This window comes from Modicisalibacter luteus DSM 23508 (assembly GCF_000378505.1).
Lineage (GTDB): Bacteria > Pseudomonadota > Gammaproteobacteria > Pseudomonadales > Halomonadaceae > Modicisalibacter > Modicisalibacter luteus.
This window is the reverse complement of the sequence record NZ_KB899990.1, coordinates 400509-424331: the sequence shown is the minus strand read 5'-3', so window position 1 is coordinate 424331 and position 23823 is coordinate 400509. Positions and strand designations below refer to the sequence as shown.

Here is a 23823-nt window from a genome sequence, read left to right as displayed (position 1 = left end):
CATTCTGGCGCTGCCCCAGATGCTGCGCCTGGGCTACGACAAGCACCTGTCGATCGGCGTGGTGTGTGCCGGCGGCTCGCTGGGCACCATGATGCCGCCCTCGATCGTACTGATCATCTACGGCCTGATCGCCAGCGTGTCGATCGCCGACCTGTTTACCGCCGCGATCACCCCGGCGGTGATCCTGATGCTCTCCTATATCGGCTACGTGCTGGTGCGCTGCCTGAAGAACCCTGCCATGGGGCCGCCGCTGACCGATGAGGCGCGGGCCGAGACGTTTGCCACCAAGGGCCAGGCGCTCAAGGCGATCATCGTGCCGGCGCTGATCGCGGTGCTGGTGCTGGGCTCGATCTACGGCGGCGTGGCCTCGGTCACCGAGGCGGCGGCGATGGGCGTGTTCGGCGTGCTGATGGCGGTGGTGCTGCGGGGCGAGTTCTCGTTCAGGACCATGCACGAGAGCCTGGGCCAGACACTGATGACCTGCGGCATGATCATCTGGATCGGCATCGGCGCGGCGGCGCTGGTCGGGGTCTACAACCTGATGGGCGGCAACCGCTTCATCTCGGGCATGATCATGGGGCTCGACGTGGCGCCGATCGTGATCATCCTGGTGATGATGGCGATCCTGCTGGTGCTGGGCATGTTCCTCGACTGGATCGGGGTGGCGATGCTGACGCTGCCGATCTTCGTGCCGATCATCACCCAGTTGGGCTACAGCCCGATCTGGTTCGGCATCCTGTTCGCGGTGAACATGCAGGTGTCGTTCCTGTCGCCGCCGTTCGGCCCGGCCGCGTTCTACCTGAAGGGCGTGGCGCCGCCGGAGATCAGCCTCAAGGACATCTTCGTGTCGCTGCTGCCGTTCATCGCCCTGCAGCTGTGCGTGCTGTTCGCGCTGCTGTTCTGGCCGAATCTCGCCATGTGGCTTGTGTAAAAATCCCATTCAACCAACGGAGGTCGCCATGCGACTGATCCAATGTGAACATGAAGGCCGCCTTCGGGTCGCCATGGTGGAAGGCCCCGAGCAGGTACGCCTGGTGAACGCCGACGAGGGTGTCTACGGATTGGCAAAACGCGCCATCGCCGAGAAGCGACCGCTGGGCGAGCTGGTGGAATCGGAGCTCACCGATACCCGCCTCGACTATGCCGATCTGATCGAGCAACAGCGCTTGCGGGCGCCACTGACCCACCCCGATCCGGCCCACTGCCTGATCAGCGGCACCGGCCTCACCCATCTGGGTAGCGCCGACACCCGCTCGGCGATGCACGCCAAGGCCCAGGCCGCCGAGAGTGAACTGACCGACTCCATGCGCATGTTCAAGATGGGCGTGGAAGGCGGCAAGCCGCAGGATGGCCAACCGGGGGCCCAGCCGGAATGGTTCTACAAGGGCGACGGCAGCATCGTTGTCGACCCTGAAGCCGCCCTGCCCGTGCCCAGCTTCGCCGAAGATGCCGGCGAAGAGCCCGAGTTGGCCGGTCTTTATCTGATCGGTGACGACGGCCAGCCCTGGCGTGTTGGCTATGCGGTCGGTAACGAGTTTTCCGACCATGTCACCGAGCGCCACAATTACCTGTGGCTGGCGCACTCCAAGCTGCGCGCCTGCAGTTACGGGCCGGAACTGTTGGTCGGCGACCTGCCGGAGCACCTCGAGGGCACCAGCCGCATCGTCCGTGATGGCGAGGTCGTATGGGAAAAGCCGTTTTTGACCGGCGAGGCGAACATGGCACACAGCCTCGCCAACCTGGAATATCACCACTTCAAGTACCAGAGCTTCCGTCGCCCAGGCGATGTGCATGTTCACTACTTCGGTACGGCGACCCTGAGCTTCGCCGATAACATCAAGACCCAGGATGGCGACCGCTTTGAAGTCGATCTACCGGCTTTCGGTCGCCCCCTGCGCAATCCGCTGCGCTTCACCCCCGCGGAAACGCCCGTCGCTATCAAGGCCCTGTAACGCACGTACCCGAATCACGTCAGGAGGGATTCATGACACTGGAAGGCAAATCACTCATCGGCCAGCAGGCCGTCGCCGGCAACAGCAGCGCCATCCACGCCGTCAACCCGGCCACCGGCGAGCAGCTCGACCCGGCCTATGCCGGCGGCAGCGCCGCCGAGGTGGAGAAGGCCGCGCAGCTTGCCTGGGATGCATTCGACACCTACCGCGAGACCTCGCTCGAGGACCGCGCGGTGTTTCTCGAGACCGTGGCCAGCGAGATCGAGGCCATCGGCGATGACCTGATCCAGCGGGCCGTGGCCGAGACCGGCCTGCCCCAGGCCCGCATCGAGGGCGAACGTGGCCGTACCTGCGGCCAGCTGCGCCTGTTCGCCAACGTGGTGCGCGCCGGCGAATGGCTCGATGTGCGTATCGATCCGGCGATGCCCGACCGCCAGCCGATGCCGCGTGCCGACCTGCGTCAGCGTCACATCGCGCTGGGGCCGGTCGCCGTATTCGGCGCCAGCAACTTCCCGCTGGCCTTCTCCGTGGCCGGGGGCGACACTGCCTCGGCGCTGGCCGCGGGCTGCCCGGTGATCGTCAAGGCGCATTCCGCGCACCCGGGTACTTCCGAGCTGGTCGGCCGCGCCGTGCAGAAGGCCGTCGCCAAGTGCGGTTTGCCGGAAGGCGTGTTCTCCGTCCTGTTCGGCTCCGGCCGTGAAGTCGGCGCCGCGCTGGTTGCCGATTCACGCATCAAGGCGGTGGGGTTCACCGGCTCGCGCGGCGGCGGTACTGCACTGATGAAGATTGCCCAGCAGCGCAAGGAGCCGATCCCGGTCTACGCCGAGATGAGTTCGATCAACCCGGTGTTCCCGTTGCCGGCAGCGCTGAAAGCCCGTGGCGAGGCGATGGCCGAAGGCTTCGTGGCCTCGCTCAACATGGGTGCCGGTCAGTTCTGCACCAACCCGGGCCTGGTCATCGCCGAAAAGGGCGAGGCGCTGGGCGCCTTCGTCGCCAAGGCCGGCGAGGTGCTCAAGCAGAGCGCGTCGCAGACCATGCTTACCCCGGGCATCCATGACGCCTACCAGCAGGGCGTGGGCCGGCTCTCGAGTCACGACAAGGTGCGCGAAGTGGCGCGTGGCCAGGTCGGCGAAACGCCCAACCAGTGCCAGTCGGCGCTGTTCGTGACCTCGGCGGCCGACTTCCTGGCCGAAGAAACCCTGCAGGAAGAAGTGTTCGGCTCCTCCTCGCTGGTCATCGAGTGCAACGACACGGCCGAGGTGAAGCGGGTCGCCGAGCATCTGGAAGGCCAGCTCACCGTCACGTTGCAGATGGACGATGCCGACCTCGACGCGGCGCGTGCGCTGCTGCCGACGCTGGAGCGCAAGGCGGGCCGCGTGCTGGTCAACGGCTGGCCGACCGGGGTCGAGGTGTGTCATGCGATGGTTCACGGCGGGCCGTACCCGGCGACCTCGGACAGCCGCACCACCTCGGTGGGTAGCGCGGCGATCTTCCGCTTCCTGCGCCCGGTGTGCTACCAGGCGCTGCCGGAAGGGCTGCTGCCCGAGCCGCTCAAGGAGAGCAACCCGCTGGGGCTCAAGCGGCTCTATGACGGCAAGCGCGAAGGCTGATTACCGTAGCTGAACGATGAATGACCGAGCCGGCATGGGGCGACCCATGCCGGTTTTTTCTTGAGGAGAGCGGCATGGATAAACATACGGACTTTCTCGATGCCCTGGCTAGCTTGCTCGGTCCCAAAGGGGTGCTGCGCGACCCGGCCGATCATGAACGCTATGTGCAGGATTGGGCCGGTGATCGACTGGGCATGCCACTGGCCGTGGCCCGCCCCAAAACCACCCGGCAGGTCTCGGATACCGTCAAGCTGTGTCGTGAATATGGCATTCGCATGGTGCCCCAGGGCGGGCATACCGGACTGGTACGTGGCGCCATGCCCGATCTCGAGTCTCCCGAGCTAGTCATCAGCCTGGAGCGGATGGATCGCATCCGGCAGGTCGATCCGCTCAACTTCAGCATTGCCGTCGATGCCGGCTGCATTCTCGAAACCGTCAAGCGTGCGGCCGACGCTGAGGATTGCTATTTCCCACTCTCGTTGGGCGCCCAGGGCAGCTGTCAGATCGGCGGCAATGTCGCCACCAATGCCGGCGGTCTCAATGTGTTGCGCTACGGCATGATGCGCCAGTTGGTCATGGGGCTGGAAGTGGTTCTACCCGACGGCCGAATATGGGATGGCATGCACGCGCTGCACAAGGACAATCGCGGCTACAGTCTGGCGCAGCTGTTCATTGGCAGCGAAGGCACACTGGGTATCGTCACCGGCGCCGTCCTCAAGCTGTCGCCACGTCCGGAGAGAACACAGACCGCCCTGCTCGCCGTGCCTTCGATACACGCCGCAATGCAGCTTTATGCCTTGGCACGCCGTCAATGCAGCGACCTACTCTCGGCCTTCGAGCTAATCCCCCGGGGATGTATCGAACTCGCCCTGGAGGCCGCCCCCCAACTCAGCGACCCACTGGATACCGCCTATCCCCACTACGTGTTGCTCGAGCTGGCTGCCACTGGGCCCGTGGATCTCGCCGAGATGCTCGACGCCTTGCTGGCCCGCGGCATGGACGACGACCTCGTGCTCGATGGCGTCCTGGCTTCCAGCGAGAGTCAGTCCCAGCGGCTCTGGCAGTTCCGCGAGAGCATGCTGGAAGGCCAGCAACAGCGCGGCGAGCATCTGCGCACCGATATCTCGGTGCCGACCTCGGCGCTCGCCGGCTTTGCCGAGGCTGCGTCTCAGGCCGTTGGCGCTTACTCTCCCGACTCGACGATCATCGCCTACGGCCATGTCGGCGACGGCAACCTGCACTTCAACGTGCTGCCGCCCGCGACGCTGACCGAGCCGCAGAAGAAGGCCCTTCTGCACGACATCGAGACGGCGCTGTTCGAGGTGGTCGACCGCTTCAATGGCAGTATCAGTGCCGAACACGGCATCGGTCGTACCAAGCAGGCCGCCTATCTCGCCCGTACCAGCGAGGTGGAACGGGAGCTGCTGGCAGGACTCAAGCAGCTTCTCGATCCCGACCAGTTAATGAGCATGGGCCGCATCCTTCCCGACCCTCGCGCCTCTTAGCCGATGGTGGTAATGGCAATGCGCCCGCTCATCACTACACTGGGGCTAGCATCCTGTCATACAGTCAACCATCAATAACAACGGTGAGCTCCGCTTCACCCAACCCATCAGAAGGAATTCGGTGCCATGAAATTGCTGCGCGTCGGCCCACCAGGCCAGGAAAAACCCGCCTTGCTGGATCAGGAAGGCAAGCTCCGTGACCTGTCGGGCCATATCGACGACCTGGCAGGTGCCAACCTGAGCGCGAGCCAACTGCAGTCCCTGGCAGGCATTGCGACCGACGAGCTTCCCGTGATCGATGCCGGTTCACGCATCGGCCCCTGTGTCGGGCATGTCGGCAAGTTCATCTGCATTGGCCTCAACTACTCCGACCACGCTGCGGAAACCGGTGCCGAGGTCCCCAGCGAGCCGGTGATCTTCAACAAGTGGACCAGTGCTATCTGCGGCCCCAACGATGACGTGAAGATTCCCCGCGGCTCAATAAAGACCGACTGGGAAGTCGAACTCGGCGTGGTGATCGGCAAGGGCGGCCGCTATATCGACGAGGCCGACGCCATGGGCCACGTTGCCGGTTTCTGCGTAGTCAACGACGTCTCGGAGCGCGAGTACCAGCTCGAGCGTTGCGGCAGCTGGGACAAGGGCAAGGGTTGCGATACCTTCGGCCCGCTGGGTCCGTGGCTGGTAACGCCGGACGAGATTGCCGATCCGCATGACCTCAACATGTGGCTCGAGGTGGACGGCAAGCGTTACCAGGACGGCACTACGCGCACCATGGTCTATCAAGTCCCTTTCCTGATCAGCTACCTGAGCCGTTTCATGAGCCTGCAGCCTGGCGACGTGATCTCCACCGGCACCCCTCCGGGCGTGGGCATGGGCCAGCAACCGCCAACCTACCTCAAGCCGGGACAGCAAATGCGCCTGGGCATCGATGGCCTTGGCGAGCAGTGTCAGCGCGTAGTAAGCGATGACTGAATGATGATATCGACCTGTCCGGTTCAAACCGGACAGGTCCGGTAGGGAGCCAGCATGAGTCAGACCATCGCCAGCGACACCTTCCTGCGCCCCAGCCTGCGCGTGCATGCCGCCGATAACGTTCACGTCGCCCTCAAGGATCTGCCCGCCGGAACCGAGATCGACGACAACGGCCGCCGAATACGTCTAGCCGAAGCCATTCGTCACAAGCACAAGTTTGCCCTGCAGGCACTGGCCGAGGGTGATCTGGTGATCATGTACGGCGTCACCGTCGGCCGTGTCACCCGGCCCATCGCCGAGGGCGGGGCGATTACCACCGACAACCTCGAGCATTCCACCGATAGCGGCCAGGCCCAGGCACGCCGCGAACATTGGGACGTCCCTGACGTCAGCCATTTCCAGGGCGCCACGTTCGATGGCTATCATCGTCCCGACGGCAGGGTCGGCACGGCCAACGTATGGGTCGTTGTGCCGCTGGTGTTCTGTGAGAACCGCAATATCGAGGTGCTACGCCAGTGTGTCGCCGACGCACTCGGCGAGGACCCCTATCGCGACTACAAGCGCATGGCGCGCGAGCTGTTGCATGGACAGCCCGATAGCACTCCTGCCGAGAAGACAGTCCATGACGAGCGCCTGTTCCCCAACGTCGATGGCGTGCGCTTTCTCACTCACACACTTGGCTGTGGCGGCACTGACGACGATGCCCTGGCATTGTGCCGGCTGCTGGCCGGCTACATCTGCCACCCCAACGTGGCCGGCGCCACCGTGCTCAGCCTGGGTTGCCAGAAGGCGCAGATCGATATGCTCAGGCAAGCCGTGGCCGAACGGGACCCCGAGGGCTTGCGTCCGGTGCACTATTTCGAGCAGCAAGCCTCGCGTAGCGAAGACTCTCTGATCCGTGAGGCGCTGAGCACCATCTTCGAGGGATTGAAAGCAGCCAACCAGATCACACGACAACCGGCACCGCTATCCGAGTTGTCCATCGGCGTGGAATGCGGCGGCTCTGACGGCTTCTCGGGACTGTCCGCCAATCCACTGGTCGGTGCCGTCGTCGACCGCCTGGTGGCGCTGGGTGGCAGCGGCATCCTTAGCGAATTCCCCGAGCTATGCGGTGTGGAGCATGAACTGATTGCCCGCTGTCGGGACGATCAGGTCGCCGAGCGATTCCGCACGCTGATGGATGCTTACCAGAAGCATGCCGCCGCGGTGGGCGCGCATTTCTCAATGAACCCTTCTCCCGGCAACGTTCGCGATGGCCTGATCACCGATGCGATGAAGTCCGCCGGGGCGGCCAAAAAAGGCGGTGACAGCCCTATCGTCGATGTACTCGATTACACCGAGCCTGCCATGCGCCAGGGACTCAACCTGCTGTGCACGCCGGGCAACGACGTGGAATCCACCACCGCGCTGGTCGGTTCCGGTGCCAACCTGGTGATCTTCACCACTGGCCTTGGCACGCCGACCGGCAACCCCATCGCGCCAGTGCTGAAGGTGTCCAGCAACAGCGAGATGGCCCAACGACTTCCGGACATCATTGACTTCGATGCGGGCCCGATCATTCGCGGCGAGGCGCAGATCGCCGAGCTGGCCGACAAGCTGCTCCAGATGTGTATCGATACCGCCTCGGGCCGCTACCAACCCAAGGCAGTCCAGCTGACGCAATATGATTTCATTCCGTGGAAGCGTGGCGTCTCGCTGTAATCGACACTTGGGAGGATGGGACGTTTTGTAATGCAGACAAGAAAAGAGGGCGACCGAGTTGCCCTCTTTTCTTGTCTGCCACCGGCCATTTTACTATGAGTCGGATAATCGTTCCTTTAGCTGGCGGTAGGTCCCGTAGTGACGATCGAGATGACGCCGCATCGCCGCCTCGGCGGCATCCGGATCACCGGAAGCAATGGCTTCGACGATTTCAGTGTGGGCCTGCAGCGCGGCATGATCTTCGCGGTCGCGCTGCAATACCTGGGCACGCCGGTCATCGAGCCATTCCGACAACGCCTCGTGCACGGCATTGAAAATCGGGTTGCGGGCAATGGACGCCAGCACCCCATGAAAGTCATTGTCGCTGCGCTTGAAGCGTGCCTCGTCACCCAGTGCCTCGCGGTTCTCGCTAACCGCCTGGCGCAGGCTGTCGATATCTTCAGGAGAAGCATGCACTGCAGCGTAGCGGGCCAGCGAAATCTCGAACATGGCCCGGGCTTCCTGAAAATACTGCTGCCCTTCCGATTTTGAGAGCAATTGCCGTGTTACGCCCGATAGGCGAGCCATTACCGCCTCGGCCGTGGGCCGAATGACACGCGCCCGGGTGCCGCTGTTGATAGCGATGAGCCCCAGACGCTGCAGGTAGAACAACGCCTCGCGAACCGCCGGCCGCCCCACGCCGAACTGCTCCATCAGCTCGCGCTCGGCGGGCAACTGGTCGTCCTCCTTGAGACGGCCTTCGAGAATGTCCCTCTCGAGTTGCTCGGCCACTTGTTCGGAGAGCGTCTTGCGCTCTACCTTGTATCTCGTCATTCGCTGCGACTCCTTGCCTAACCTGTCTGCCACCTATGGTACTGCATGCAGCCTACGCCAGCACCGGCGGCGCCAGTCCGAGCGTCTCCGCCAGTTGGCGGTACGCGGCCAGGTTGGCCGAATCCAGGGGAATTCCCTCGGCATCCCGCTGGGCCTGGCATTGCCACTCGCGGTCGCCCGGCGCCATCACCTGCTTACCTTCCAAGGCAGGCTGAGCGCGCAGGTCCTCGAGATAGGCCAGGATGGCACGTTCGTAGGTCTGCCGGTCGCTGAACGCCCCAGGATGCATGACCAGGAAGAAATGCCCCACCCCACGCGGCGTGGACATGTCTTCACCGGTCATCGGCAGCATGCGAAAGCCGTGGATCATCCCCGTCAACGTGGCGCTGAGTACTTCCACCATCCCAGCCAGCCCCGCGCCCTTGAAACCAAAATCGGCGCCGCCCAGCGGCAACAGAGAGGCCGCCATATGTGGATCGGTGGTCAGCTCGCCTTGGGCATCGACCACCACATTGGCAGGCAACGTCCGGTTGATGGCCCGGTACTGCTTGACCCGGTTCCACGGAATGGAACTGGTCGCCATGTCGAGCAGGTAAGGCTGACTGTCAGGTACCGGTGCCGCAAAGGCGATAGGATTGGTGCCGTGAAACGGCGACTGTCCCTGATGCAGGCTGACCAACGCATCGGCATTGCACAATGACAGCCCGATATAGCCTCGGCGTGCCGCGGCCAATGCATAACAGCCTGCCGCGCCGAAGTGCGAGGAATTACCGACGGCCACCGCGCCGATGCCGGCCGTTTCGGCCAGTTCGATGGCGTGCTCGACGGCCTGGTAGCCGGCCAGGTGACCGAAGCCGTCATCGGCGTCCAGGTAGCCCGTGGCCGCCAGGCGCTGGGTGAAAGTGGGGTTCGGCCGTCCATTGATTCTGCCGCCCTGCACCGCCTGGACATAATGCGGCAACAGACGCAGCCCATGACTGTCGGTTCCCATGCGCGAGGCCGTCACCAGAGCCTGCGTGACGGCCTCTGCCGAGGCCTCGTCGGTATCGCAGCGCAACAGCACGCGCCGCATGAAATCTTCCAGTTCGCTTACGGCAATGCGCGCCGCGATATCCTTCGACATGTAATCCGGTTCTCCTCAACGATAGATCAGTTCGGGCAGCCACATGGACAGCGAGGGAATAAAGGTAACCATCAACAGGGCCAGCACCAGCGGAATCAGGAACGGCAGTGTCCCGCGCATGCAGCGTTCGAATGGGATGTTCGAGACCCGCGACAGCACATAGATCACCATGCCCACCGGCGGGGTGAGTAGACCGATCATCAGGTTGAGCACCATGATCACACCGAAGTGAACCGGATCGACCCCGGCATTCACCGCTACCGGCAGCAACACCGGTACCAGGATAGTGATCGCAGCGATGGTCTCCATGAAGCACCCCACCAGGATCAATACCAGGTTGATGAGCAGCAGCACCATCCATGGGTTGTCGGCAAACGGTCCGAACAGGGCCATGACGTGTTGGGTCACCTGGTTGCTGGTCAGGATCCAGGCGAAGATCGAGGCCCCGGCGACAATCAGTAGAATGATTGCGGTGGTCTCAATGGTCTCCATGCTGACCTGGATCAGGCGGCGCCATGACAAGGTGCGATAGACCACAGTACCTAGAAACAGTGCATAGACTACCGCAGCGATGGCTGCTTCCGTGGGCGTGAACATGCCCGTAATGATGCCGCCAACGATAATAATGGGGGTCATCAAGGACAGGAAAGCACGTGCAAAGGTGATGCGCAGCGCCTTTAACGAGAACTCGGCATCGCGCTTGTAGCCACGACGGCGTGCCAGGATAGCGATCATGATCATCAGCACGACGCCCATGAGTAGCCCCGGCACCAGCCCGGCAACGAACAGTTGGCCGACCGACGCCCCGGCCATGACGCCATAGATGACCATGGGCAGACTCGGTGGAATGATCGGACCGATCGTCGACGAGGCAGCCGTGATACCCACGGCGAATTCCTGATCGTAGCCGGCGTCGCGCATGGCCTTGATCTCGATGGTACCCAGCCCGCCGGCATCGGCCACCGCCGCACCGGACATACCGGAGAACACGATACTCGCCCCGACATTAACGTGGCCGAGGCCGCCGCGCATCCACCCCATCAGAGCCAGCGCGAAGTCGAAGATGCGCGTGGTAATGCCGCCGTTGTTCATCAGATTGCCGGCCAGGATGAAGAACGGAATGGCCAGCAACGGGAAACTGTCGACGCCATTGATCATGCGATGCGCAACGACGATATCCGGCACTTGGCCGCTGAGATAGACATAGATCAGACAGGACCCCGCCAGACAGATAGCGATGGGCACTCCCATCACCAGCATGGTGAACAGCGAGGCGAACAGAAACGACATGTAGTGTTCCTGAAAGGCCAGGAACACGCAGAACAGGACGGCCAGGGCAGCAACGACCGGTGGAACGATCAAGCGCCCGGGACTGAGGGTCATGGTGTTGGGCATCGCACACTCTCGCTTGGGTTATCGGTCTTCTTCCGAGGGCATTAATTCACTGGTTCCCTCGCGCCAGTGCCGAATTGCGACCTGTACGGCTCGCAACAGCATCAGCAGGAACCCCGCCATGACCGCGTAATAGAGGTAGCTCTTGGGAACATCCACCGAAACCATCATCGAGTGGGTTCGCCCCGCCAGGCCGTAGGTGATCCAGGCTGCAGCGGCAAAGAAAGCAATCTGGGCAATATCGACCAGCGTCGACAGCAGGCGCCCCATGGCCGGCGGCATATAGCGATAGAAGAACTCGACCATGATGTGCGAGTTCTTTCGCACGGCCATGGAGCCGCCAACGAAGCAGACCAGGATCAGCAGGTAACGCGCCATTTCCTCCGTCCAGGCGATCGAGTCGCCCAGCACGTAACGGCTGAAGAACTGCAGGAAAACATCGAGAGCCAGCAGCCAGAAAATGCCCAGCGTGACATAGTCCTCGAGAGCGTAATTGCGAGGATCGAACTCCTCGTTACCGATATCGGCCAGCGCCCCGAGCGCCTCACTATCGTGAGTCAGGCGGTCTTTCGTCATGATCGTCTCCTCGCTACCCACCCGGGACGGGCGGGTAGCGGAAAGGTTGGCGTGGAATCGATAGACTGACGATTACTGGCCGATCGCCTGCACGCGATCGTAGGTTTCCTTATCCCAGGTCGCGGCTTCGCCGTTGTGATAGGGAATGACCGCTTCGCGGAACGGCTTGGTATCGACCTCGTTGACGGTCACACCCTGATCCTCGAACCAGGCCACAAGGTCCTTCTCGGACTGGACGATATCCTCGGTGATCTTCTGCCCAGCCTCGGTGTAGACGTTGCGGAAGACCTGCTTGTCCTCGTCGGACAACCGGTTCCACAGCGGCCCGCCGGCAATGGTAATCAGCGAGTCGGTGATATGACCGGTCAGGGTGATGTAGTCCTGAACCTCGTAGAACTTCTTGGCCTGGATGGTTGGCAGCGGGTTCTCCTGGGCATCTACCACCCCTTGCTGCAGGGCCAGGTAGACTTCCGAGAAGGCGATGGGCGTCGGATTGGCCCCGACCGCTTCCGGGAACATCATGTACATGGGCGCGTTGGGTACACGGATCTTGAGCCCCTGCATGTCCTCGGGCGTGTTGATCTCCTTGTTGGACGTGGTATGCCGCTTGCCGTAATAGTTCATGGCCAGCGGAACGTTGCCGGTAGCGTCCTGATAGCCCTGGGCAATTTCCTTGAACAGGTCACTTTCGGTATAGGCCTTCCAGTGCTCGAAATCGCGGAACATGTAAGGCGCCCCGGCAATGCCAATCGGGCCGTAGGAACGCCCGGCAAACTGGTTGCCGGTGTAGATCAGATCGACAGTACCCAGTGACAGGCCTTCGTTGATATCCGCTTCCTTGCCCAGCGACGAGGCAGCATGTACTTCTACGGTATAGCGGCCGTCGGTGCGCTTCTCGATTTCGTCGGCGGCCCACAATGCCCACTTGTGGTAGGGCTCGGACGTCTCGTAGACGTGGGCGAAGCGAAGCGTATCGGCACTGGCCAGACCAGCGGCGCTGACGCCGGCCAGTAGTAAAGTGGTCGATATCCAGCGATTGAGTTTGGTAGAGCTGGCGCGCTTGTGACCCATTTGTTGTTCTCCTTGCGGATTCGGGGGCAGGTATCACTCCTGCCTTGGTGGGTGTCGGATGGCCAAATGTATACGTGTCATACCATCATAAGGAAACCTAGCCATTGCCAGGCCGGCATGCAATGCCTTGCGTATTATCCTCTGGTCGTAGATGCCTGCCCGAGACGCATGAGAAGCGCCTCGTCACCGAAGCCCCCGGCCTTGGTCATGACCGGCCGATGGCGATCCCCATCCAACCAGCCCCACGCCACCCCGGGTGCCCATTCGCCGGCCAACTCGACCTGCCTCACGCTCAGCCGTGCCATCACAGCCATGGCCGTGTCACCTCCGGTGAGGAACAGCATGTACGCTTGCCCCGACTTTTCTTCAAGCAACGCTTGCACGCAGTACGCCATACCCCGGGCAACCTGCTCCGCCGTAAAGCGCGTAGACGATCGACGCTCGGGAATGATCAGCTGTTGCCGGGCAGGGCCGTGTCTCGCCATGTCGTTCTCCATGGCATGGATGATCGAAAAGCCAGGACAGGCCTCGCACAGACGAGCCACCTGCCGGCGCGCCAGATCACAACGCGACCCAACGGCAATGAGCAGGTTTTCCAGCGGCGGTATGGTAGAGGCCGAAGCGAATCCTGCCGGGAAGAGACAACCCGCCAACGCCTCGGTCAACCCCGCAGCACCGACAGCCAGCCAGCGCTGAGGGCTCTCGAGAAGCGCCCGGGCCAATCGTTGCAGGTCGGCGTCATCAACGGCATCTGCTATGACGTCAGGCGCTTCCCCCGCTCCTCCCTCTCGCATGACCGGGATATCCAGCCCCTGACGTGCAAACAGGACCGCCAACGGCTCGGCGGGCGGTGCCGAGCGGGCATCTCGACCATAGTCTGATGCTGCCAGTGGCTCGCCATGCACATGGATCTGACCGTCACGCAACGTGCGCCCCTGGGCGGGGACGGCGGGACACACCAGCAGCCCGCGCCCACTACTGCGCCGCGCGGCCAGGCACTCCGCGACGACATTACCGCGCAGCGTCGAGTCGACTTTCTTGAAGAGGATGTGGGGCGCGAACGGAAGCAGGCTCTCGAAAGCCTCGGCTACCCGTCTCGCGGCCTGCTCGGCAGGCAGATGGCGCGACTCGGTATTGATCGCCAGCACATCGGGCAGGTTACCCTGGGCAATGACATCAGCGAGATGCTCCAGAGCGATGACGACGCTGGTTCGAGCGCTGCGACGGGCGAACGGTGCCGCGGCATCCATCGCCCCGGTCAGGTCATCGGCGACGATCGCCACCGTCAGCTCAGCCAAGGCGCATTCCCCTTGCCAATTGCCGGGCATAGGCGATGGCCGCGTTCATGTTGACAGCGTCCGCCTTGCCCTGCCAGGCAATGTCGAAGGCCGTACCGTGATCCACTGAGGTACGCTTGATCGGCAGGCCCAGGCTGACATTGACAGTGGTATCGAAGGCAATCAGCTTGACCGGAATATGACCTTGGTCATGGTACTGGGCCACCACCAGATCGAACTCGCCTTGGCTGGCGCGATAGAACACCGTGTCAGCGGAAATCGGCCCCTGCACCGCGTATCCCGCCTGTTGCAGCGCCTCGACGGCCGGTCGAATGATACGCTCATCCTCGTCGCCGAAGATTCCCCCTTCACCGCAGTGTGGATTGAGACCGGCCACAGCAATGCGCGGCGTGTCCAGCCCCATCTGACACAGATGCTCGTGCCCGGCCTTGACGGTTGCCTCGATTCGTTCGGCCGAGACCCGTTGAATCGCCTCTTTCAGCGAGACGTGAGTCGAGACGTGGATCGTCGACAGCGCTTCCGAGGCCAGCAGCATGAATGACGCCGGCGCACCGGTCAGTGATGCCAACATGCCAGTGTGGCCATCGTAGTAGCGCTCAGCGGCGTGCAGCGCCGCCTTGTTGAGTGGTGCGGTAACTATCACGCCGGCGCGCCCGGCCTGGACCAGATCCACAGCGCGCTCGACGCAGCGAAACGCCATCTCTCCCGCAGCCGCGCTGATTTTGCCATCGGGAATCGGCGTGCCCAGTGCATTGTCGACCTGGGCTACGGCTATTCCGTTACTGGATGGCGCAGCTTCCGACGCGTCGATGGGGTAGAACGTCAGGTCGGCCTCGATCAGGCGTGCCGCACGCGAAAAGGTGGCGATATCGCCCACCAGCAATGAGGAGGCCCGATCTTCGGCGGACATGTCGGCCAACGCCCGACAGATGATCTCCGGCCCGATTCCGGCCGGATCGCCCATGGTGATAGCTATTGCATAGGAGGGGTGCGTCTTCATGGCATCAACTGCCCACCGTTGACTTCAATGACCTGGCCGGTCACGTAGGCGCTGAGCTCGTCACTAATAAGAAACAGGTACGCGCCCACACAATCCTCGGCGGTGCCCAGGCGCCCTTGGGGAATCGTGCCGCGGGCGGCCTCGAGCTGAGCCTCATTGGAATGCCGCTGGTGAAAATCGGTGGAGATCGTGCCAGGGGCCACGGCATTGACGCGAATATTGTCCGCAGCCAGCTCCTTGGCCATGGAGCGCGTCAATGTGCTGACGAAGCCCTTTGCCGAGGCATACAGTCCCGCACCGGCGCCGCCGCCGTTGCGCGCGGCAATCGAGCTGGTATGAATGATGTTGCCCGCGCCCTGCTCGCGAAAATGAGGCAATGCAGCGCGGCTGGCCATGACCACCGAGCGCACATTGAGGTTCATGACCTTGTCGTATTGCTCGTCGTCCATGGCCTCGAGGCTCACCCGACCGAGCATGTCACCGGCATTGTTGATGAGCACGTCGAGCCCGCCCATGGCGGCGGCGGCTTCATCGACGACCTCGACCGCCCTGGCGGACTCGCTGACGTCGCCCTGAATCAGGAAGGCCTGGCCACCGGCGTCGCGAATTGCCTCGGCCACCTCACGCGCCGGCGTCTCGCTGGAATAGTAGTGCACGGCCACATGCGCTCCATACGCGCCCAGCTTGCGGGCCACTGCTGCCCCGATTCCCCGACTCGCCCCGGTGATCAGGATCCGCTTGCCCCGGAATGCCTCGAACATGTTGTTCTCCTTTTGTCTCGAATGGCTGACAGGTACTCTTGGCATACCTATCATACATCACGACAATAGTAGGCCTTTGTCGGTGCGTCATTGCGACGATCGTTCCAGACGTCCAGCATTGACCGCCTGCTTGCCCCATCAGACCGGAGAACGTCATGCCACTGCAGCCCGCTTCCCGCTACCTGCCCGAGGACCTCAATCGCGCCCTGCTGGTCGGCCGGGTATGGCGCGTCACGCCCCACGAAGGCCCTGCCATCGTCGCCATTCGCCAGGGCGAGGTCATCGACCTGTCCCGCCATGTGGAGACCATGGCCGACCTGCTCGAACATTCAGATGCCGCCGGCCTGGTTGCCTCCGCCGAGGGCGAATCGCTGGGGCGGGTGGAAACCTTGATCGAGAATTCCCTGGCCGAGCCAGCCAGGCCCCCTTTCTTGCTGGCACCCTGTGACGTGCAGGCGATCAAGGCCTGTGGCGTGACGTTTGCCGTGTCGATGCTCGAGCGCGTCATCGAGGAGCAAGCCGGCGGCGACGCGTCACGCGCCAGCGAGCTGCGCCATGAGCTGCAAAGCTTGATCGGCACCGACCTGTCGCTGATCAAGCCCGGCTCCGAAGAGGCCATGACGCTGAAGAAAGAACTGCAAACGCGCGGCGGCTGGTCACAGTACATGGAAGTGGGTATTGGCCCCGATGCCGAGGTATTCACCAAGTCGCAGCCCCTGTCGTCAGTCGGCTTCGGCCAACGCGTCGGGCTGCATCCCGCCTCGAAGTGGAACAATCCCGAGCCGGAAATCGTGCTGGCCGTCGACGGCAACGGCCAGGTGCGTGGTGCCGCCCTCGGCAACGATGTCAATCTGCGCGATATCGAAGGGCGCAGTGCCCTGTTGTTGGGCAAGGCGAAGGACAACAACGCCTCGTGTTCGGTGGGCCCCTTCATCCGCTTGTTCGATGAGCACTTCACCATCGATACGGTACGCCAGGCGCATGTCACACTGCGCATCGACGGCGAGGACGACGGTTTCCTGCTCGAGGATGGCAGCGACATGCGCCAGATCAGCCGCGATCCGCTGGATCTTGTGGCCCAGACGCACGGAGCCCATCACCAGTACCCTGATGGCTTCATGCTGTTCCTTGGCACCATGTTCTCGCCGATTCTTGATCGCGACGGTGAAGGCCAGGGATTCACCCACCACATCGGTGATACCGTGACCATTGCTACCCCGGCCCTCGGGGCGTTGGTCAACCGGGTCGATCACAGCGACAGGCTTCCCCCGTGGACGTTCGGCATTCGTCAGCTCTATCGTCATCTAGCGCAGCGCAAGTCTGCCGAGTGAGGCCATTGCCGGGCCGTGTCATGATCACGGCCCGGCCCGCTTCAGCGATTGTCCCTGGCCACGCTATCGGCGGCATGCGCTCCGCGTTCACCCACGGGCTGGTCGCCTCCGGCCGTGGTGTCATGTTGCGTCTGCCGTTCCAACTCGCTGTTCAGTTCCGCCCCCATCAGGACGATGAAGGCGGAGAGCCAGAACCACATGAGCAGGATCACGACCGCCCCAAGCGACCCATAGGTCTCGTTATAGCTGGCAAAGTTGCGAACGTAGATGGAGAAGCCGATGGAGCCGATCAGCCATAGCGGAACTGCGATAATCGAGCCGGCGCTCGCCCACTGCCAGCGTGGCTTCTTGCGATCCGGCGCATAACGAAACAGGATCCCAAGCGCCAAAATCATCACGATCAGTAGCAATGGCCAACGCAGCAGGCTAATGAGCGTGCCTACCGTCCCGTCGAGGCCTAGCACGTTGACGAGTGCCGGGATGGCCGTAATGGTGCCCAGCGTGATGACAGCCATGATGACTGCCCCCAGTGTCAGCCCCAGAATAATGGCAGTCTTCTTGATGAAGCCGCGCTTTTCCTCCTCGCCATAGACAATATTCAAGCCCTCCATGAGCCCCTTGATGCCGCGCGAGGCGCTGTAGACCGCTAGCAAGATACCGCCAATCGCAGCCAACCCCATGCCGGCGCTATTTCCCGAACTGGCTTGCTGGGCCTGCTGGCGAATGATCTCGGCGGCCTGCTGCGGTAGAAGGTGGCTGATCGACGAGATCTGCTGTGAGATCTGCTGTGGATCGAACAGCAGCCCCCAGATGGAGATGACGGCAACGATGGCCGGAAACAGCGCGAGCAAGCTATAAAACGCGACCCCTGCGGCCACCAGGGACACATGATCGCGGCCGATATCATCCTTGACCCGCTTTAGCACCTCGGACCAACCCTTGCGCGGGATGTGCGTAGGCGTATAAGCATGGCGGCCATGGGAAGCCGCTGAGTCTCGGTTTTTCATAGCGATCTGATTCCGTGATAAAAAGGTCGTGCCTTCTAGGGTAGGCCGCTGGGACAGCCATACTGTCTAGATATGTAAAACCCGGTATCACAAGACAGGCAAAGGTAAGCCAACTGACCTGCAGCAGGCCAACCGTTTGGCAGCCTGGCTGACAGGCCATGACATCCACGGAATGGATACAGGAAGCGAATCATGAAACACGCTACATCCACCCTACGACAGGGGATTGCCGCAGCCGCACGCTGGGGGTATCTGGCCAAGGGAGTTGTCTACGTGCTGATCGGAGGATTGGCGCTAATGGCGGCCGCCGGGCTGGGCGGCCAGCATGCCGGTTCGAAGGAAGCGATTACCCAGTTGGCCAGTCAGCCGTTCGGCAGCATCATGCTAGGGCTGTTAGGGATCGGCCTCTTCGCCTATACGCTCTGGCGACTCATTCAGGCCTGGTTTGACACCGAGGATGCCGGTAGCAGCATCAAGGGTATCGCCACTCGGTTGGCTTTTGTGATAAGCGGAATCATCTATGCCGGTCTGGGGGTATATTGCTTCGATCTGCTACGGCATGCCGCCTCGTCAGGCAGCTCTACGCAAAGTCGGACCGCAGAACTTATGAGCCAACCCGGCGGCATCTATCTGGTGTTCGCGGTGGGTGTGGTGTTTCTCGGCGTCGGTGTGCGCCAGATCATGCGTGCCGTCAAACGCTCCTACCTCAAGAACTGGCATATGCGGGAACTCAACGCGAGTCAGCGCAAGCTCGCCGAAGGCGCGACGCGCATGGGCCTGACGGCTCGTGGCGTGGTATTCCTGATCATCGGGTTATTCCTCTGCATAGCCGCCTGGCAGTCCGACCCCAGCGAGGCTCAGGGCCTGGGCGGCGCGCTCACTACTCTGGCGCGTCAACCGTTCGGGCCCTGGCTGCTGGGTATCGTGGCGCTAGGCCTGATGGCGTATGGCATCTACTGCTTCATCAATGCCCGTTATCGCGACGTCAGTGCCTGATAAACGACGAACGGGGCAGTCCGCCCCGTTTATCAACATTACAGCACTCAGCCCAGCGCAAACGCGCCGCCCACCGCAGCGATCATTGCCCCCAGGGCACGCACCCAGCGTGTCTCGCAACGCTGTAACAATGCACCAAAGCCCTTACCGGCATAGGCGATAGCCAGTGTCGCCAGCGAGAAGCCGATCAGGTAGGTAAGCAGTGACGCTCCTGCCGGCAGCTCGCTGCCGTGGGCATGACCGTGGAAGAGCATGAACGCGGCGACCAATACGCCACCCAGCGCACCGGGCAGCCGCGCCAGTGTCGCGACCAGTACGCCGGCGAGCAACACCGAAAGCGCGATCCCCGCTTCCACCCCGGGCACGGCAAGGCCACCCCAGGCCAGTGCTGCCCCGCCCCACATGCCAGCGAGCATTATCAGCGGCATGAAACGGCGTAGGCTCCCTTGCTGTCGCACACTCCACAGGCCGATGGCCAGCATGGCCAACAGGTGGTCCAGCCCCAGCAACGGATGCAGTAGCCCGGCAACGAACCCGCCATGACCGACAGCGCCATGACCGGCGTGGGCGGAGGCCGTCATGGCGGCGAGTGCAGCAATTGGCGCAATGGCCAGCGCCCAGAGATGGGAATTACTATGGGAGAAGGAACGTGCAGGCAAACACTGAGACATGTTGCGCTCCTAGATAACGGTATAATTAAATGGTATCAACTAACGGCAAGTGCACCCGGCCGGCGCTCTGGAAGCATGCCTCGATCCAGAATGAACTGGATGATGGTTTCCAGCCCCACCCCGTCGTGCAGGTTGGTGAACACGAACGGCCGCTCGCCGCGCATCTTGCGCGCGTCTCGGTCCATGACCTCCAGCGAGGCGTGAACGTACTCGGCAATATCGATCTTGTTGATGATCAGGAGATCGGACTTGGTAATACCCGGCCCGCCCTTGCGCGGAATCTTGTCACCGGCGGAGACATCGATGACATAAAGCGTCAGATCGGATAGCTCGGGACTGAAGGTCGCCGACAGGTTATCGCCGCCGGACTCCACCAGCACCAGTTCCAGGTTGGGATGGCGGCTGTGCAGATCGTCGATGGCGGCGAGGTTCATCGAGGCGTCCTCGCGAATCGCGGTATGCGGACAGCCACCGGTCTCGACGCCCAAGATGCGGTCTGCCGGCAACGCGTCGTGCTTGAGCAGGAAGTCGGCATCTTCGCGGGTATAAATGTCATTGGTGACCACGGCGATATCGTAATGGTCGCGCAGGGCCAAGCAAAGCTGCTTGAGCAGCGCGGTCTTGCCGGAGCCGACCGGGCCCCCGACGCCGATACGCAAACAATGATTCATGGCGTTTACTCCTTCTTAATGCCGCTCAACTACGAAATAGGCGGGAATATTGGGTTTCATGATGCGCGCTGGCCAGGGCGAGACCCGGCAGTGCCGGGCCGAGCTCGTCATCGCTCAACGCCAGGGCCGTATCGACTGCCGTCACCAACTGCGGCCGCAGCCGCTCAATCAATCGCTGGGCCGCGGTCTGCCCCAATGGCAGTGCCTTGCAGGCCACCGCCAGCTGGTTTTCCAGCCAGGCCCAGGCAAAACCGAGCACACAGTCACGGACCGGAATACCCCGCTGCCAGCTGGCGAGCGCAAACATCACGGCGTAAGTCGGTTGGGACGGCAGCGTCGGCGAGGCTGGCAGCTGATCCAGCGAGCGCAGCAGCCGCACCATGGCCTCGCCAAGACGGAAGTCCTCGGCAGCCAACTCGGCGGTTTCGCGATTGGCTTGCAGCCAGTCATTCCACCCGGCGAGTGCCGTGTCATCACCGGCTTGCCAGGCTGAGTACATGCGCGCCAGTACCGGCAGGTCACAGCGGGTCAGGCCATCCTCGAGCACGCCTTCCAGCCATTCACCAAGAGTGGCTTCGTCGCTAACCCAGCCCAGCTCGAAGGCGCTTTCCAGTCCCTGCGACCAGGCGAAAGCACCGATCGGTAGCGCCGGGCTGACCAGTTGCAGCAGTCCCAGCAAGGCCAGATCGCCGCCTCCGGACAGCGTGGGCTCAGTGGGCATGGCTATGCTCGTGGTGGTGATGATGGCCATGTGAATGCCCATGATCATGGGAGTGGCCATGTCCGTGGGAATGACTTTCGCCTTGGGAATAAGCGCCCGGCTCGGGATCGAATGGTGCCTCGTGATGCTCGAGCGTCGCCCCCAGGCGTTCGGCCAGTTCTTCAAGCACATGATCCGGCGGGAATCGCACCCAGCCCTGGCCTAGTGAAGAGCGTTCGTCGCCACCAATAGCCAGCGACACATGTCGGTTGCCGAGGTGATAGCACAGCCGCGCCAGCGCCAATGCGCCTTCGATGCGCGCGGTGATTACCGGCTCGTCGGCCGCCTTGACCCGGATCACCTCACCACTCTCGGCTCGCAGCCCTTCACCATCGCGTAGCACCGGGCCACGGTCGAGAAACAGGCCCAGCTCATGCCCGGCGTCACTTACCGCCTTGAGCCGCCCACGCATGCGCAGCTCAAATGGCAGCGTCACGCTGTCACTGGCCTGTTCCACCGTGATCGGCCCCAGGCGTTCAATCAGTTTCAACATGTCCTACCTCAGAAAAGATGATAACGCTGGGCCAACGGCAGCTCCGTCGCCGGCTCGCAAGTCAACAGTTCACCGTCGCAGCGCACTTCATAGGTCTGCGGATCGACCTCCAGCTGCGGACAGGCACCGTTCAGTTTCATGTCACCCTTGCGCACGCCGCGCACGTTCCTGCACGCCGATAGCGGACTGGCCAGCCCCAGCCTTTCACCGATGCCGGCATCAATCGCCGCCTGGCTGACGAAGCTCAGCCGGGTGGCACTGGCCGCCTTGCCGAAGGCGCCGAACATCGGCCGGTAATGGACCGGTTGTGGGGTGGGAATCGAGGCGTTGGGATCGCCCATGGGCGCGGCGGCGATCATGCCACCCTTGAGGATCAGGGCCGGCTTGACGCCGAAGAACGCCGGGCTCCACAACGTCAGGTCGGCCAGCTTGCCGACTTCCACCGAACCGACTTCATGAGCGATACCATGAGTGATCGCCGGGTTGATGGTGTACTTGGCGATGTAGCGCCTGGCCCGGAAATTGTCGGCACCTCGCTCCTGGTCTTCCGGCAGCAGGCCGCGCTGAACCTTCATCTTGTGAGCGGTCTGCCATGTGCGGCAGATCACTTCACCGACTCGGCCCATCGCTTGGGAGTCGGAGGCAATCATCGAGATCACGCCCAGGTCGTGGAGGACATCCTCGGCAGCGATAGTCTCGCGGCGAATACGCGAGTCGGCGAAGGCCACATCCTCGGGAATGTTGGGATCGAGGTGGTGGCACACCATCAGCATGTCGAGATGCTCGTCGATGGTGTTGACCGTGTAGGGCCGCGTGGGATTGGTCGACGACGGCAACACGTAGTCCTTGGAACAGGCCGTGATGATGTCCGGCGCGTGGCCGCCACCTGCCCCCTCGGTGTGGTAGGTGTGGATGCCGCGTTCCTTGAACGCAGCCAGGGTGTCCTCGACGAAGCCCGACTCGTTGAGCGTGTCGGTATGGATGGCGATCTGTACGTCGTACTTCTCGGCCACGCTCAGGCAATTGTCGATGGACGCCGGCGTGGTGCCCCAGTCCTCATGCAGCTTGAGCCCCATGGCACCCGCCTCGATCTGCGCTTCCAGCGCCTCGGGCAGGCTGGCGTTCCCCTTGCCGAGCAGGCCGATGTTCATGGGCAGCTCGTCGATTGCCTGGAGCATCTTGCCAATGTGCCACGCGCCCGGCGTGCAGGTGGTGGCGTTGGAGCCGGTAGCCGGGCCGGTGCCGCCACCGAGCATGGTGGTCACGCCACTCATCAGCGCCTCTTCCACCTGCTGCGGACAGATGAAATGGATATGCGCGTCGATGCCGCCGGCGGTAAGGATCTTGCCTTCGCCAGCGATGATTTCGGTGCCGGGGCCGATGACGATGTCGACGTCCGGCTGGGTATCGGGGTTGCCGGCCTTGCCGATGGCGGCGATACGTCCCCCTTGAAGCCCCACATCGGCCTTGACGATGCCCCACCAGTCGAGAATCAGCGCGTTGGTGATCACGGTATCCATCACGCTGTTGTCATTGCGCTGGCTCTGGCCCATGCCGTCACGGATGACCTTGCCCCCGCCGAACTTCACCTCATCACCGTAATGGGTGTGATCCTTCTCGACCTCGATCCACAGTTCGGTATCGCCCAGACGAACCTTATCGCCCACCGTCGGGCCGTACATGTCGGCATAGGCCTGTCGACTGATCCGGTTAGTCGGCTTCATGATGCGGCTCCTTTGCCGTCCAGTGCCCCCATTACTTCCTGACGAAAACCGTAGATATGCCGCTTGCCGACGAAGGGAATCAGCGTCACTTCGCGGCTCTGACCGGGCTCGAAGCGAATCGCCGTGCCCGCCGCCACGTCGAGGCGATAGCCACGCGTCTTGTCGCGATCGAAGACCAAGGCCGGGTTGGCCTCGGCGAAGTGATAGTGCGAGCCGATCTGGATCGGGCGGTCACCGGTGTTGGCGACCTCGACGGTGATCCGCTCGCGCCCTGCACAGAGATCGATCTCGCCGTCTTTCAGTTGGTATTCACCGGGAATCATTGGAACCTTCCCTCTACGTTATGGCTGTTTCAGCAGCTAAAACTGAGCGAACGAAGGCCAGGGCTAGGCCCGC

Annotated in this window: 23 protein-coding genes; 8 read left to right on the top strand and 15 right to left on the bottom strand. The window is 62.6% G+C overall.

Annotated elements, in window-relative coordinates; all coding sequences use genetic code 11:
* The 6 genes from F568_RS0104620 to F568_RS0104595 all read left to right on the top strand — a co-directional run.
* On the top strand, positions 1-931 hold a 931-nt coding region (locus tag F568_RS0104620; protein WP_019017149.1), incomplete at its 5' end, for a TRAP transporter large permease.
* Positions 932-959: 28 nt separating this feature from the next.
* Positions 960-1952 (top strand): AraD1 family protein, encoded by a 993-nt coding sequence (araD1, locus tag F568_RS0104615; protein WP_019017538.1) that lies wholly within the window; start codon positions 960-962, stop codon positions 1950-1952.
* Between the two features lie 32 nt (positions 1953-1984).
* The gene (locus tag F568_RS0104610) at positions 1985-3562 is read left to right on the top strand and encodes an aldehyde dehydrogenase (NADP(+)) (protein ID WP_019017537.1); all 1578 of its coding nucleotides are present in this window, start codon (positions 1985-1987) and stop codon (positions 3560-3562) included.
* 74 nt (positions 3563-3636) lie between these two features.
* Positions 3637-5067, top strand: coding sequence for an FAD-binding oxidoreductase (locus F568_RS0104605; protein WP_019017536.1), 1431 nt, complete (start codon positions 3637-3639; stop codon positions 5065-5067).
* 126 nt (positions 5068-5193) lie between these two features.
* Entirely contained in the window at positions 5194-6039 is an 846-nt protein-coding gene (locus F568_RS0104600; protein WP_019017535.1) for a fumarylacetoacetate hydrolase family protein, read from the top strand.
* 54 nt (positions 6040-6093) lie between these two features.
* Positions 6094-7740: a UxaA family hydrolase gene (locus tag F568_RS0104595; protein WP_019017534.1), complete on the top strand. Its 1647-nt coding sequence runs from the start codon at positions 6094-6096 to the stop codon at positions 7738-7740.
* A gap of 93 nt (positions 7741-7833) precedes the next feature.
* On the opposite strand, the gene nanR is transcribed toward F568_RS0104595, so the two are convergent.
* The 8 genes from nanR to F568_RS0104555 all read right to left on the bottom strand — a co-directional run bounded on the left by nanR (position 7834) and on the right by F568_RS0104555 (position 15774).
* Entirely contained in the window at positions 7834-8553 is a 720-nt protein-coding gene (nanR, locus tag F568_RS0104590) for a transcriptional regulator NanR (RefSeq protein ID WP_019017533.1), read from the bottom strand.
* A 52-nt stretch (positions 8554-8605) separates the two neighbouring features.
* Entirely contained in the window at positions 8606-9676 is a 1071-nt protein-coding gene (locus F568_RS0104585; protein ID WP_019017532.1) for an Ldh family oxidoreductase, read from the bottom strand.
* Positions 9677-9691: 15 nt separating this feature from the next.
* Complete coding sequence (locus F568_RS0104580) at positions 9692-11071, bottom strand: TRAP transporter large permease (protein ID WP_019017531.1); 1380 nt, start codon at positions 11069-11071, stop codon at positions 9692-9694.
* Between the two features lie 18 nt (positions 11072-11089).
* A complete protein-coding gene (locus tag F568_RS0104575; RefSeq protein ID WP_019017530.1) occupies positions 11090-11644 on the bottom strand; it encodes a TRAP transporter small permease in 555 nt (184 codons plus the stop codon).
* 72 nt (positions 11645-11716) lie between these two features.
* Positions 11717-12715: a sialic acid TRAP transporter substrate-binding protein SiaP gene (locus F568_RS0104570; RefSeq protein ID WP_019017529.1), complete on the bottom strand. Its 999-nt coding sequence runs from the start codon at positions 12713-12715 to the stop codon at positions 11717-11719.
* A 134-nt stretch (positions 12716-12849) separates the two neighbouring features.
* Positions 12850-14013, bottom strand: coding sequence for a four-carbon acid sugar kinase family protein (locus tag F568_RS0104565; RefSeq protein WP_026300333.1), 1164 nt, complete (start codon positions 14011-14013; stop codon positions 12850-12852).
* Positions 14006-15013, bottom strand: coding sequence for a 4-hydroxythreonine-4-phosphate dehydrogenase PdxA (gene pdxA, locus F568_RS0104560; protein ID WP_026300332.1), 1008 nt, complete (start codon positions 15011-15013; stop codon positions 14006-14008). The genes F568_RS0104565 and pdxA overlap by 8 nt, the downstream gene beginning before the upstream one ends.
* Positions 15010-15774, bottom strand: a complete 765-nt coding sequence (locus F568_RS0104555; protein ID WP_019017526.1) for an SDR family NAD(P)-dependent oxidoreductase — start codon at positions 15772-15774, stop codon at positions 15010-15012. Before F568_RS0104555 ends, pdxA begins: the two co-directional genes overlap by 4 nt.
* Before the next feature lie 155 nt (positions 15775-15929).
* Between F568_RS0104555 and F568_RS0104550 the strand changes: the two genes are divergently transcribed.
* Positions 15930-17105, top strand: coding sequence for a fumarylacetoacetate hydrolase family protein (locus F568_RS0104550; protein WP_019017525.1), 1176 nt, complete (start codon positions 15930-15932; stop codon positions 17103-17105).
* A 41-nt stretch (positions 17106-17146) separates the two neighbouring features.
* Here the strand turns inward: F568_RS0104550 and F568_RS0104545 are convergent, their stop codons facing one another.
* Positions 17147-18112, bottom strand: a complete 966-nt coding sequence (locus F568_RS0104545) for a YihY/virulence factor BrkB family protein (protein ID WP_019017524.1) — start codon at positions 18110-18112, stop codon at positions 17147-17149.
* Positions 18113-18304: 192 nt separating this feature from the next.
* On the opposite strand from F568_RS0104545, the gene F568_RS0104540 reads away from it, so the two are divergent.
* Positions 18305-19108, top strand: coding sequence for a DUF1206 domain-containing protein (locus F568_RS0104540; RefSeq protein ID WP_019017523.1), 804 nt, complete (start codon positions 18305-18307; stop codon positions 19106-19108).
* Between the two features lie 47 nt (positions 19109-19155).
* On the opposite strand, the gene F568_RS0104535 is transcribed toward F568_RS0104540, so the two are convergent.
* Genes F568_RS0104535 through F568_RS0104510 form a run of 6 tightly spaced genes read right to left on the bottom strand, consistent with a single transcriptional unit; the run spans position 19156 to position 23750 of the window.
* The gene (locus F568_RS0104535) at positions 19156-19779 is read right to left on the bottom strand and encodes a HupE/UreJ family protein (RefSeq protein WP_019017522.1); all 624 of its coding nucleotides are present in this window, start codon (positions 19777-19779) and stop codon (positions 19156-19158) included.
* 35 nt (positions 19780-19814) lie between these two features.
* Entirely contained in the window at positions 19815-20450 is a 636-nt protein-coding gene (ureG, locus tag F568_RS0104530) for an urease accessory protein UreG (RefSeq protein ID WP_019017521.1), read from the bottom strand.
* 25 nt (positions 20451-20475) lie between these two features.
* Positions 20476-21171, bottom strand: coding sequence for an urease accessory protein UreF (locus tag F568_RS0104525; RefSeq protein ID WP_019017520.1), 696 nt, complete (start codon positions 21169-21171; stop codon positions 20476-20478).
* Positions 21161-21703 carry an urease accessory protein UreE gene (ureE, locus tag F568_RS0104520; protein ID WP_019017519.1) on the bottom strand — a complete coding sequence of 181 codons (543 nt, stop codon included), beginning with the start codon at positions 21701-21703 and terminating at the stop codon, positions 21161-21163. Before ureE ends, F568_RS0104525 begins: the two co-directional genes overlap by 11 nt.
* An 8-nt stretch (positions 21704-21711) precedes the next feature.
* Complete coding sequence (gene ureC / locus F568_RS0104515; protein WP_019017518.1) at positions 21712-23427, bottom strand: urease subunit alpha; 1716 nt, start codon at positions 23425-23427, stop codon at positions 21712-21714.
* The gene (locus F568_RS0104510; RefSeq protein WP_019017517.1) at positions 23424-23750 is read right to left on the bottom strand and encodes an urease subunit beta; all 327 of its coding nucleotides are present in this window, start codon (positions 23748-23750) and stop codon (positions 23424-23426) included. Before F568_RS0104510 ends, ureC begins: the two co-directional genes overlap by 4 nt.
* Positions 23751-23823: the final 73 nt, after the last annotated feature.

Coding starts and splice junctions, on each gene's coding strand:
- araD1 (WP_019017538.1), top strand. CDS start 960: ATGCGACTGATCCAATGTGAACATGAAGGCCGCCTTCGGGTCGCCATG.
- F568_RS0104610 (WP_019017537.1), top strand. CDS start 1,985: ATGACACTGGAAGGCAAATCACTCATCGGCCAGCAGGCCGTCGCCGGC.
- F568_RS0104605 (WP_019017536.1), top strand. CDS start 3,637: ATGGATAAACATACGGACTTTCTCGATGCCCTGGCTAGCTTGCTCGGT.
- F568_RS0104600 (WP_019017535.1), top strand. CDS start 5,194: ATGAAATTGCTGCGCGTCGGCCCACCAGGCCAGGAAAAACCCGCCTTG.
- F568_RS0104595 (WP_019017534.1), top strand. CDS start 6,094: ATGAGTCAGACCATCGCCAGCGACACCTTCCTGCGCCCCAGCCTGCGC.
- nanR (WP_019017533.1), bottom strand. CDS start 8,553: ATGACGAGATACAAGGTAGAGCGCAAGACGCTCTCCGAACAAGTGGCC.
- F568_RS0104585 (WP_019017532.1), bottom strand. CDS start 9,676: ATGTCGAAGGATATCGCGGCGCGCATTGCCGTAAGCGAACTGGAAGAT.
- F568_RS0104580 (WP_019017531.1), bottom strand. CDS start 11,071: ATGCCCAACACCATGACCCTCAGTCCCGGGCGCTTGATCGTTCCACCG.
- F568_RS0104575 (WP_019017530.1), bottom strand. CDS start 11,644: ATGACGAAAGACCGCCTGACTCACGATAGTGAGGCGCTCGGGGCGCTG.
- F568_RS0104570 (WP_019017529.1), bottom strand. CDS start 12,715: ATGGGTCACAAGCGCGCCAGCTCTACCAAACTCAATCGCTGGATATCG.
- pdxA (WP_026300332.1), bottom strand. CDS start 15,013: ATGAAGACGCACCCCTCCTATGCAATAGCTATCACCATGGGCGATCCG.
- F568_RS0104555 (WP_019017526.1), bottom strand. CDS start 15,774: ATGTTCGAGGCATTCCGGGGCAAGCGGATCCTGATCACCGGGGCGAGT.
- F568_RS0104550 (WP_019017525.1), top strand. CDS start 15,930: ATGCCACTGCAGCCCGCTTCCCGCTACCTGCCCGAGGACCTCAATCGC.
- F568_RS0104545 (WP_019017524.1), bottom strand. CDS start 18,112: ATGAAAAACCGAGACTCAGCGGCTTCCCATGGCCGCCATGCTTATACG.
- F568_RS0104540 (WP_019017523.1), top strand. CDS start 18,305: ATGAAACACGCTACATCCACCCTACGACAGGGGATTGCCGCAGCCGCA.
- F568_RS0104535 (WP_019017522.1), bottom strand. CDS start 19,779: ATGTCTCAGTGTTTGCCTGCACGTTCCTTCTCCCATAGTAATTCCCAT.
- ureG (WP_019017521.1), bottom strand. CDS start 20,450: ATGAATCATTGTTTGCGTATCGGCGTCGGGGGCCCGGTCGGCTCCGGC.
- F568_RS0104525 (WP_019017520.1), bottom strand. CDS start 21,171: ATGCCCACTGAGCCCACGCTGTCCGGAGGCGGCGATCTGGCCTTGCTG.
- ureE (WP_019017519.1), bottom strand. CDS start 21,703: ATGTTGAAACTGATTGAACGCCTGGGGCCGATCACGGTGGAACAGGCC.
- ureC (WP_019017518.1), bottom strand. CDS start 23,427: ATGAAGCCGACTAACCGGATCAGTCGACAGGCCTATGCCGACATGTAC.
- F568_RS0104510 (WP_019017517.1), bottom strand. CDS start 23,750: ATGATTCCCGGTGAATACCAACTGAAAGACGGCGAGATCGATCTCTGT.